Origin of the sequence: Candidatus Nitrosopumilus sp., from assembly GCF_029882185.1 — an archaeon.
Lineage (GTDB): Archaea > Thermoproteota > Nitrososphaeria > Nitrososphaerales > Nitrosopumilaceae > Nitrosopumilus.
In genome coordinates, this window is record NZ_JAOULD010000038.1 from 1 (window position 1) to 11,444 (window position 11,444).

Here is an 11,444-nt window from a genome sequence, read left to right on the forward strand (position 1 = left end):
TTGCTGCATTTTTGGCTTCTCAAGGCATTCATGTTTATTCTTGGCATGGGCAATCAGTAAAAGAATATGATTGGTGTATTGATCAGGTATTGAAACATAGTCCAACAATTCTCACTGATGATGGCGCTGATATGAACATCAAAGCCCATTTTGATAAACGATTTAAAAATCTGAAAATTTTAGGAGCCACGGAAGAAACAACTGCGGGTGTAACAAGGATCAGAGCAGTAGAAAATCAAGGAAAGCTTCGCTATCCTGTTATCTTGGTCAATGAGGCATATACAAAACATATGTTTGACAACAGATATGGAACTGGACAAAGTACAATTGATGGTTATCTTCGCGCAATGAATCTTCTGATGGCCTCAAAACGTGTTGTTGTTGTAGGTTATGGATGGGTTGGACGTGGTGTAGCTTCTAGATGTCAAGGAATGGGTTCTAAAGTTATTGTCACGGAGGTAGACCCAGTAAAAGCACTTGAAGCTCATATGGATGGTTTTGAAGTAATGCCGATGGCACAAGCTGCAAAAATGGGGGATATGTTTATCACATGTACTGGAATGACCAGCGTAATTCGCAAAGAGCATATCATGCAAATGAAAAACGGCGCAATCATGGGCAATGTAGGTCACTTTGATGTTGAAATTGATAGTAAATTTTTACTCAAATCTTCTAAATCTGTTAAAGAAGTAAGACCTAATCTTGATGAATGTACATTGAAAAATGGAAAAAAGGTTTATCTTATTGGACAAGGTCGTCTTGCTAATCTAGTTGCAGCTGAAGGCCACCCTCCTGAAGTCATGGCTCAGTCTTTCTCAAATCAGATTTTGTCTGTCCTGTATATTCTTAAAAATCACAAAAAGATGGAAAATAAAATTATCAACGTCCCTGAAGAAATTGATAAACAGATAGCAGTTGATGCACTAAAAGCAATGGATGTAAAAATTGACAAACTTACTCCAGAACAAGTAAAGTATGCAAACAACTGGTAAAACTTCTTAACCCTGATCCCGTCACTGGATTGTATCAAATGAATAAAAAAGCAATCATTACAAGTGCTCTACCTTACGCAAACGGAGAAATTCATCTGGGTCATGTTGCCTCTACATATCTTCCTGCGGATGTAACTACTAGATTCTTAAAACTAAATGGTGTTGAGGCATACTATGTTTGCGCATCTGATGATTTTGGAACTCCCATCTTAATTCAATCTGAAAAAGAAGGCAAAACTCCTGCAGAGTATGTGGCGTACTGGAATAAGCGAGATTATGATGATTTTTCTGCATTCAACATTGGTTTTGATTATTTTTACAAAACAAGCTCTCAGGAAAATATTGTATTTGTTCAAAATGTCTTCAAAAAACTAAATGATTCTGGGCATATTTACGAAAAAGAAATTATTCAATTTTATTGCAACAATGATAAAAAATTTCTCCCTGATAGGTATGTGAAGGGCATTTGCCCTTATTGTAAAGCTGAAGATCAATACTCTGATCTTTGTGAAAGTTGTGGCCGTGTACCTGAAGAAATTACTGATCCTAAATGTTCACTGTGTGGTCAACCCCCCACCAAAGAAAAAACAAAACATTATTTTTTTAAACTCAAAAACTTTGGTGACTCTTTATTCAAATGGTTAGATGAAAATCAAAATCTGCAAAAAGATGTAAAAAAATATGTTCAAAATTGGATTAAATCAGGATTAATTGATTGGGATATCACACGTGATATTCCTTGGGGTGTACCTGTTCCATTAGATGATGCAGAAGGCAAAGTCTTCTATGGTTGGTTTGATAATCATTTGGCATACATTTCAACAGCAATCAAATTTCTAAATGACAAAGGAATTGACGGAAAAGCATTTTGGAATTCTGCTGACATTTATCATTTTATTGGAAAAGATATTGTTTATCATCATTATCTTTTCTTACCTGCAATGAGATTAGGGATTGACAGAGAATACAAACTACCGGATTACATTCCAACTCGTGGTCATTTGACATTACAGGGGAAAAAAATCTCTAAAAGTAGGAATTGGTATATCGGATTAAAACAATTTTTAGGATACTATCCTGCAGACTATCTGAGATTTTATCTTGTTTCTATTAACCCCTATTCTCAAGATGATCTGAATTTTGATTGGGATGATTTTACAACCAGAATCAATTCCGAATTAATAGGAAATCTCGGAAATTTTGTAAATCGTGCACTTGGATTTACAAAAAAATCGTTTGATGGAAAAGTCCCTGAATCTGATTCTTTTGATGAACAAGACTTGGAAGCTGAGCAAAAAATTAAAAATCTTGCATCTGATGTGGGTTTTCTTATGGAACAAAATCATCTTGACAGAGCTTTGAAGAAAATAATGGAATTTTCATCATTTTTCAATCAATATTTCCAGCATAAAGAACCTTGGAAGAGAGGTACGGGAACTGCAAATTGTGTATATCTTTCAGTGAATGCTGCTAGAAGCATGTCTATTGCACTATTTTCTTTCTTACCTGAATCTTCCCAAAAAATTTGGAATCAATTGGGATTAGAGGGAGAAATAAACAAATCTTCTTGGAATGATATGTCTGAATTAGGGATTGTCTCTGGCCATACATTAGGTGATGCATCTCCTTTATTCACAAAGGTTGAAGAGTCGGATATTGAAAAACTAAAAAGTCAATTAGGTCCATCTGGAAAAGAATGAAACCTGTTCCGAGAATATCTACCAGAGGATACTATGATCTTTCAAATGGAAACACATTAAAAAATAATAGATACTATACATATCCAAAAAATGATTTTAAAAAATTAGTTAATTCGCAAGAAATCACAATTATGATTCATGGTTTGAGAAATGACAATGCCGGAGCTGTTGCAAAAGTTGTTTTGGCAAAAAAACAGTTACGTAGATTGGGATATGTTCATCCTGTAGTAGGATTTAGTTATGATTCAAACACCACAGGGGCACATTTGATGAAACACGCAAAACATGCATTATCTGTGGGTCAAAAAATAGCAAAGAAAAATGGAACAAATCTTGGGAAATTTATTGAGGATTTTAAAAAAACTAATCCTAAAACCAAAATTCGGTTAATGGGTCATTCATTAGGTTCTCAAGTAATTTTGAGTACTCTTGAATATCTTGCAAAAAAGAAAGAAAATATTGGAATTGTAGAAGGGGTATATTTTTTTGGGGCTTCAATCACTGATGATGTTCCATCGTCAAAAAAATATGGAAAAATACTCCAATCTGTAGTACGCTCAAAAATTGTAAATCACTATGCCCCAAAAGATGAAGTTCTTAATTGGGCCAACAGCAAAAAATTTGTCAGAGGTCCATTAGGTCTGAATGGTGCTACTGGCAAACCTGTGGCAAAATATAGGCAGAAACTAGTCAAACCAAAAAACCACAGATTTGCAAGTTATGCTGCCGTTTTGAGATCATTTCCGTGATTTTCTTGAACTCTGAAGTATAGTATGATTCGTACATTAGTCTTTTATACAAAAAACGATATTCATATTTTAATATGGGGAAAAATGCGGATTCTTTATCTGGCAACATGTCAATCCTCTACCATCTTCAGATTTTAGATGAGCAGTTTGATGAGAGAACAGACCTTTCTGATTATCCATGCTAAGTTTTACGAATAGTTTTTAGATTATATTTTGATTAAAAAATCATGAATTGTATTAACGATGACAATTGTTTCACTGGATATTGTCCAGGACAATTAATTTCATGTGATCAATATGGTTCGAAATTTTGTGATATCTGTATAAAAAATCACAAGCATTGACATGTATTTCAAAAAATTCAAAACTTCATAAGTTCCATTTTTAATAAGAATCTCATGGTGAGTTCTGTAAATTTTGTTGTTTTAGGAAAGCAGGATATTGTATCTGATTTTGGAAAAAAAGGTACTGAGACTGATCTTACTCTTTATGATAGAAAAGAATCAGATATAATCAAAACTTGGGTTATCCCAAACGGTTTTCCTGATAAAATTCAACCTCTTTTCCAGGCTATTAATTTGGCTGAATATGTTATTTTTCATGTTGATAAACTAGACAAATTTACTGGCGAACAAATCATTGCACTTGATTCACTAAAAAAAGAGAAAGGAATTTTGTCTCATACTTTTGATGTTGATGAGTCAAAATTGAACATGATGATTAAAGGAACTGTTGTTGAAAAGTATGTCAAAGTTGATCAAGATAAAATCAAAGAAGAGATGGATAAACTAGAGCCCATAACAAATAACGACCCTTCTGAAATAGTGATTGATCATTGTTTTGATGTTAAAGGTGTTGGAACTGTAATTTTAGGTAAAGTGACAAATGGCACTGTAAAACAATATGATAATTTGAAATTGTATCCTGCAGGAATTGATGTTTTAGTAAAATCCATTCAGATGCATGATGATCCTGTGAATGAATCTATTTGTCCTGCAAGAGTAGGATTGGCAGTAAAAGGCGTTAAACCTGATGAAGTTGGGCGGGGAGATGTTATTTCTCAAGAAGGTGCAGTTGATGTAAAAACAGAGATTACTCTTGATTTTCAAAAAAACCCTTTCTACAAAAATGATATTGTGGAAAATCAAGGTTGTTTGGTCAGCATCGGACTACAAATCAAAGCTGCAAAATTCTCTTCCATATCCTCACTAAAACTAACTTTTGAAAAACCGATTGTATGTAAGACGGGACAAATCGCAGTGATTTTAAAACCTGAATCATCCACAATCAGAATTTTGGGTAGTGGGGCTATTCAGTAGAGTGATTTAATAAAATCCAAAATCATAACTTAACATTCATGGAACCAATACGTGCTTGTCCCATTTGTCCAAAATGCGGTTCTAAGAGATTCATTCGACTTCCTGGTGACAAGGTCGTTGTAAAATGTCGTTTGTGTGAAAAAATAATTGAAATCTAATTCATAGTTAATATTTGCTGAAACTATCCTAAAACATAGTTTTATAACAATTTACGAAAAATTTCTTCAATGAATCCTCAAGTAATCCAACAACAAAACATAGTTTCGAGGATAAAATAGCAAAGGAGAAAAGAACCCGTAAGGCATACAAGTCACATGCTGGTTTTCAGCCACTTGTATAGGATATCTTAAAACCATTTAGATGGCTAGTAGAATTGTTACTGATGATTTCTTCCAGTTAGTTATATGTGATTTTTCATTCCTTTTGTTAATGACATGTAATTACCAAAAACCCGCAAAACAGATCCTGTTTGCATCTTCATTTGCCTTGCTCATGATGTTTTCTGGAATGTACAGTATTCAACATGCATTTGCAGCTGCTGAAAATGACTTTGTCATAGCAGCAACTGACAAAATTAAAAATGATCCTTTCCTTCTCGAAATTCTTGAGAATATAGAAAAATCAAAAAAAGAGTTTGCTGAAACACAACAACAAAACGTTCAGGAAAAACTACTAAATGAACAACGAAGTATGGCTAAGGACATATTGGAAAAAGAATTAGAACAAATGTTCAAAGACAACGAGGATTTCACGCCATTAAACTCCTTCAATAGATTTCTAGACAAAGTTTCAAATGATGGGTCAAAAATTATCTTCAAAGGGCTCTTTAACTATCAACAAGAGAAAGTAGAAACTGCAAGAAATGCAATGAAAGAAGTATTCAAGAATGGTGGGAGTCTAACGGACGCAAGAAACGCATACCATGAGGCAGCAAAAATTCCAAGAACAGACATGATTCAGCTAGTCAGGGAACTTAATATCGAAGCTGGATTTTCTGATGCCAGCATACAGCAAAATTTCAACAATGAAGGTAAACTTCCACGATACGATGATGAATCCGAGTCTGCTCTCTCATTTGTAGACTATACCACATCTACTCCAAATGTGAATTCCTCTTCAAGTAATTCAACTAAAGAGATTGTGCAACCTTTAGATGAGAACAATACAAACGACAATATTGATTCTAAAGAATCAATCATCCAAAAACTACTAGAAGAGATACAACTTCTCAAAAACAAGATTAATCTACTAGAGCAGCAACAAAATGATAAAATTCATCAGACTGTTTTGGAACAAAGAGATACTGGTTCATTGCACTTTGTAGACTGGATTTCAGACTATGTTCAGGGATTAGGACATAATAAATCCAAAGTAAAAGACATCAAATCTATTCCTGTAAATGCTCTTAACGAGCCTGATTCATACACAAATACCTCAAATTCACTGGCTCTTGGCAGACAAGGACAAGTCACTCTAGGGTTCTCTGAACTTGTAGGTGGAAAATTAATTGTATATGAAGCAAGTAGCGAACCAACAATTAGAGAACTTGCAACAGTTGAAGTAAGTGCAGATGGTAAGAATTGGACTCTGCTAAAACAAACCCAGTACCACAATGACGGCTCAAATGTGCATCAATATGGCTATGATCTATCGGACTTAGGATGCATCAAATATGTGAAGATAATTGATAATGCTCCTTCAAATTGGGGAGATGGCTTTGATGTTGATGCCGTATCTGCAACCAAGACATGTATTGGTAATACATGATCCTTTCTTTTTCTTTACTCTCATAATTTAAGATACTATTTGGTCTTTGTTTTCATATCATAATTACATGATAGAATAATCCAATAGAATAATTAACTCATATCAAATTATGTGTATTATTTAATTAAACATGGGAATATTGACACTTAGAAACAGAGATAACTCTTAGACAGAGTAGATCATCATGTGGATCTGCTTATCATATACATCTCAATCCAAGAGGACAATCCATACATTGCAATATTTTTATTCATTTTATAATTTCATGAGGATTAAGACAGTAATTCAATAATAGGATATTCCTGTTTTATCTTTTACCGAATAGCGATTCTCATTATCCATTCTAATTTTCATCACATCTTTAGTTTAAACAATCATTACAAGTCAAATGAGAGACCTATCTTTACCCCCTGCATAACATACTGGAGAATAGTTAGAGTTATTAAAAACATATCCACGTTGAATTAGAAATAATCAAAAAATCAAAGGATTGGAAATATTGGCAATCATATAGTTCTTAATTTTTAAAATAAGAAAATAGAAAAATAGTTAGAGTGATGACTATATTTTAAAAACAGGGTTAAAGTTTTTAAAAATTAGGTTTCAAATTATTTTTTAAATTGTAACATTTACTATTATTTTTTACAATTCTTGCACATTCATAGATAGATACAATGATGCCAATTATTACCAAAAAGGTAATCAAGGGAATTGAAATGTCTGTATCTAGTAATAATAATCCCCATAGAAATAAAAGATGATGAAAAACTAAGAAACATACCACCATTATACGTCAAACTAGCACCAATATTTTGAATTTGTTTCTTGAACATATTTGAAAGTAAAGAAGAAAACAACCCAAACGCACCAGTAACAAAGATCATGAGAAAAGATAACAAGATAAAGATGAGCATCCTTATTTATTCAAGTTTATAATGTATTCTTTAGGATGCAAAACTCTTTTGAAAAGTTTGTAAAATCATCAAAACCAATCCACATACAGCACTACATCATTCTACAAAGGCATTTCATCTTATTCATCCAACCAAAAATAGAAGTAGATAAAAAATTCTGATGATCATCTATCTATTACATGTAAACCTAAAGAAAAAGACATGAAATTAAAGAAAAATAAGAATGTTAGAGAATTCATTTCGTCAATTAGCATACATTCTCAACAACATAACATTTTTCATTTTTCTTATTATTGGAAGTATTTTCTCCATTTTGATTCCGGTGATTGGGTCCTTGTTATTTATCACAAACATCACAACTATTGCAAACATAACTATGTGAGCAATCATATTCTCTTGGAAGACCACTACTGTAGATACAAGTACTCCTAGCATAATTGCAGACACCATTCTCATCCGAATTCCAAACATGTAGAATAATCCAATTACGATTTCGACTAGTCCGGCACCAAATACTGCCATATCAACACTCATGCCAACAGGACTTAGTCCATACTCTTTTAGTACCGTTGCAAACATGTTTGGTGCAAGTAGTTTTTCCACCAAACCAAGCCATACAAGATTTGCACCAAATGTAATTCCTATTGCAGGCAAAAACATACGGTTAATGTCAAATTTTTGCGTTGATGAAATGTTTTTTCTTTTGAGCAACAGATTATCCACAGAATATTTTGAACTTGTCCTTAAGAGTAATGCAAAACTGACTCCGAGAAGCATGATTTGATCCAATGCATTTAGACCATATTCAACAAATGAGAATGCAAATATGCAGATCAGCATAGCAGATCCAATTCGAACAAACAATCCAAAGACAAGCATAATGCCCACAGATGCTTGAAGTGCAGTAAGGATCTCAAAATATGTATGTCCATAATCCATTGGATCCATAATGCTAAGAAATCCACCTACAAATGCTGAAGAAACAAGATATATTCCAACTGCCATCCGAATCAATAAAAAAGTAAAATCCGTTTGATTTGAAATCAAGTTATGTCTTATTAGCATTTTATCTTAGACCTCTTTTTGTATCGTATACCATGCACAAATATTGCAATCACAACCATCAATCCAGTCCCTATTGTTGCAAGAATTTCAATATCTGGATAAGACATTTTGATTGTAGCGTACTGTTGTGTGGTCAAGACGTGACTGACATGACCATATGCATTTTGGACGGAACTGTCTGTTACAAAAAATGACGATACAGTAACAACAGGTAGATAAATAGAAATTCTTTGTACTGGATATCTTACTCTCTGTTTTAGGGATTGAGCAGTTTTTTTCAACATTCCAGATATTTGCATATTTCTTCTGCCACCTCCAATCTAGGGTCTTGTTTTTCAAACAAAACCTTGTATATTCTGTCTGTGTATTCGGCTTTTGTGTCTCTATAAAAAGACAGATTCGAATATGATTCTTTCAACTCACATCCAATCCAAGACTGGATTATTGCCTTGTAAAAGATCTGCTTTTTTCCACATTTTCCAACTCCACTTGATTGACACCATGTCTGAAACCTGGCTTCCGGTATTGACAACAACAGATCTGCCAACTCTTCTTCTGTTTTACGACTTAATTTTCTTAGACGCTCACGTTTGATTCTATTCCATTTTGTAGGGGATTTTGTGATGTCTTGTTTGATTTTTTGTGTTTGTATGTTCACAATATTGTTTTTGTTTTGATAAATAAATGCATCCTGAATACAGGGGAATTTTTGTAAACAATATAATACAATGTAAACGCAATTAAATGCCATAAGATCACAAAAATCAATGGCAAATCCCATAAGTGTAAGGCTAAAAGAAAACGATCAAAAGGAATTGGAAAGAATTGTAGATGAAGAAGGGACCACAAATTCAGCTATTATTTCAAAGATCATTCACGAATATCTTAATTTCAGAAGGACAAAAGAATTTCGTGGGGACATAACACTTGCAAGTGATATTCTGAAAACCAGACACGATGCAATCAAAAAAACAGAGATTCCAAAGATCATAAAATCTAACGCAAATTATATTCTAGAGGAGATGGAATACCAGGCAGACATCATAGATTTTCCGGAATTAGTAAAAAGAATCAAAGAATGGAACAAGGAAAACAAGCTATCGTTGGTTATAGTGGAAAAAAATGACTCCGTAATATTCAAACAGAAACATGTGCTTGGTCCTGTTTGGTCAGAAATTCAGTGTAAAATGTACTCAGAGATGTTCAGATGTATAGGAGAAATAATAGAAAATGAGCAACATAACAATAATTCTTTTAGTTTTAGAATCATCAGACAGAAGATATAACATTAGTCTGACGAGTTATTGTAAAAGACCTGCAAATGACTATTGAATATCAGAAAATAGTCAAATAAGAAAATGCTGCATCAATGACGGTATTCTAACCCAAGAACTTGCAGAGCACTAGGTTGACATGTTTGGAAAGGCGTTTTCATTTTACTCCTCTCACTGGATTTCAAGCGAATATTTTGCAGAAAAGATCCTGATCAATCATAACGTAACAATTCCAAAATTTGAAGACCTCCATTAGAGGTTAAAGAACGGGCATGGAACTGTTATGTCGGTGGAAGAATCGAATTAATGGTAAAAGGATATACTGAAGGGTGCTTTATTTTTAATATCAATAGTACCTATCTATATGCGCTAACAAAAATCCCAGAATTTACAAAAAGAAAATGGTTTCAATCAAAAAAATTATTGAACAATGCACATGGGATTTTTCAAAATAAAATATAACATACCAGAAACAAAGCACATCTCATTATTTTTCTTCAAAGAAACAAAAGTATCTTTCCAAATGGAGAGTTTATAACACATGCAACTCTGGATGAACTAAAATCATGTAAAGATTCATCATGGTTTGAGATTATAGGTTCTTGGCAGTATGTAAACCAACCCCATTTTATCTGTTTAAGAGAATCATCAAAGAATTTTACCAGAAACGACAGGAACTAAAACAAAACAATGATCTCTAGAATTATCTTAACAGATAATTCTAAATTCCATCTATGAAAAGACCACACAAATAATAGAAAACAGGATTAAAAATTTGTTTAATCCTATAATAAGATCTACAATCAAGAGATGATCAGGCCATTCTATATAGAATTGTTATAGAAAATAGCATAGAAAATGACGTAGTTATGATTTATGCCGATCTATAACCACTACAAAGAATCTTAGCTTTGATTCTTTTTGTATTGTGATCTATTGAAACTTAGTTACAAAATTTTTTAGATTACTTGAAAAAGATTTGTCCATGGAAGCGCAATTCTGAGATCAAGGTGTAAAAATCCAGAATTACTGTATAATAATACTATGATTCGCTTTAGTTAATATTTGCAATATTTGTCTTAGAATCATGGCAAAAACATGGAAAGATACTGATATCAGTCTGGATTCAATTAAGGATCAAACAATTGCTGTAATCGGTTATGGAATCCAAGGTGATGCACAAGCAAACAACATGAAAGATTCTGGTCTTAATGTGATAATTGGTCTTAAAGAAGGAGGCAATAGCTGGAAAAAAGCAGAAGCTGATGGTCACAAAGTAATGCCTGTTTCAGATGCAACAAAACAAGCAGACATTGTTCACATATTGATTCCTGACATGATTCAAGGTCAAGTATACAAAGATGAAATCGGCCCAAACCTTTCAAATGGAAAGGCATTGTCATTCTCTCATGCAGCTGCAATCTATTGGAAATGGATTGAAGCACCAAGCAATGTTGATTTAATCATGGTTGCACCAAAAGGACCTGGCTCCAAAGTTCGGGAAACATATCTCGATAATTTTGGAACTCCTGCAATTGTTGCTGTTGAACAAGATTCTACAGGAAAAGCTTGGGATAGAACATTAGGAATTGCAAAAGCAATTGGTAGTGCAAGAGCTGGATTGATCAAAACTTCTTTCAAAGAAGAAGTAGAAACTGATTGGT

10 protein-coding genes are annotated in these 11,444 nt (G+C 33.4%); 7 read left to right on the forward strand and 3 right to left on the reverse strand.

What is annotated here, in order from left to right; translation table 11 throughout:
- From OEW78_RS08340 to OEW78_RS08360, 5 genes are all read left to right on the forward strand, one after another.
- Positions 1-992: adenosylhomocysteinase (locus tag OEW78_RS08340; RefSeq protein ID WP_300326837.1), on the forward strand; the 992-nt coding region annotated here is incomplete at its 5' end.
- Positions 993-1,030: 38 nt separating this feature from the next.
- Complete coding sequence (gene metG, locus OEW78_RS08345) at positions 1,031-2,692, forward strand: methionine--tRNA ligase (protein WP_300326839.1); 1,662 nt, start codon at positions 1,031-1,033, stop codon at positions 2,690-2,692.
- Positions 2,689-3,441, forward strand: coding sequence for a DUF726 domain-containing protein (locus OEW78_RS08350; RefSeq protein ID WP_300326841.1), 753 nt, complete (start codon positions 2,689-2,691; stop codon positions 3,439-3,441). The genes metG and OEW78_RS08350 overlap by 4 nt, the downstream gene beginning before the upstream one ends.
- A 398-nt stretch (positions 3,442-3,839) precedes the next feature.
- Positions 3,840-4,760, forward strand: coding sequence for an EF-Tu/IF-2/RF-3 family GTPase (locus OEW78_RS08355; protein ID WP_300326843.1), 921 nt, complete (start codon positions 3,840-3,842; stop codon positions 4,758-4,760).
- Positions 4,761-5,189: 429 nt separating this feature from the next.
- Positions 5,190-6,527, forward strand: coding sequence for a hypothetical protein (locus OEW78_RS08360; protein ID WP_300326845.1), 1,338 nt, complete (start codon positions 5,190-5,192; stop codon positions 6,525-6,527).
- 1,157 nt (positions 6,528-7,684) lie between these two features.
- On the opposite strand, the gene OEW78_RS08365 is transcribed toward OEW78_RS08360, so the two are convergent.
- The 3 genes from OEW78_RS08365 to OEW78_RS08375 are packed head-to-tail and all read right to left on the reverse strand — an operon-like array spanning position 7,685 to position 9,164.
- The gene (locus OEW78_RS08365) at positions 7,685-8,446 is read right to left on the reverse strand and encodes a hypothetical protein (protein ID WP_300326846.1); all 762 of its coding nucleotides are present in this window, start codon (positions 8,444-8,446) and stop codon (positions 7,685-7,687) included.
- Positions 8,447-8,499: 53 nt separating this feature from the next.
- Positions 8,500-8,805 carry a hypothetical protein gene (locus OEW78_RS08370; protein ID WP_300326847.1) on the reverse strand — a complete coding sequence of 102 codons (306 nt, stop codon included), beginning with the start codon at positions 8,803-8,805 and terminating at the stop codon, positions 8,500-8,502.
- Positions 8,784-9,164 carry a hypothetical protein gene (locus tag OEW78_RS08375; RefSeq protein ID WP_300326849.1) on the reverse strand — a complete coding sequence of 127 codons (381 nt, stop codon included), beginning with the start codon at positions 9,162-9,164 and terminating at the stop codon, positions 8,784-8,786. Before OEW78_RS08375 ends, OEW78_RS08370 begins: the two co-directional genes overlap by 22 nt.
- Positions 9,165-9,273: 109 nt before the next feature.
- On the opposite strand from OEW78_RS08375, the gene OEW78_RS08380 reads away from it, so the two are divergent.
- Both OEW78_RS08380 and ilvC read left to right on the forward strand, forming a co-directional pair.
- Positions 9,274-9,792: a hypothetical protein gene (locus tag OEW78_RS08380; RefSeq protein WP_300326851.1), complete on the forward strand. Its 519-nt coding sequence runs from the start codon at positions 9,274-9,276 to the stop codon at positions 9,790-9,792.
- Between the two features lie 1,075 nt (positions 9,793-10,867).
- A partial coding sequence (gene ilvC / locus OEW78_RS08385; protein ID WP_300326853.1) for a ketol-acid reductoisomerase occupies positions 10,868-11,444 on the forward strand: 577 nt, incomplete at its 3' end.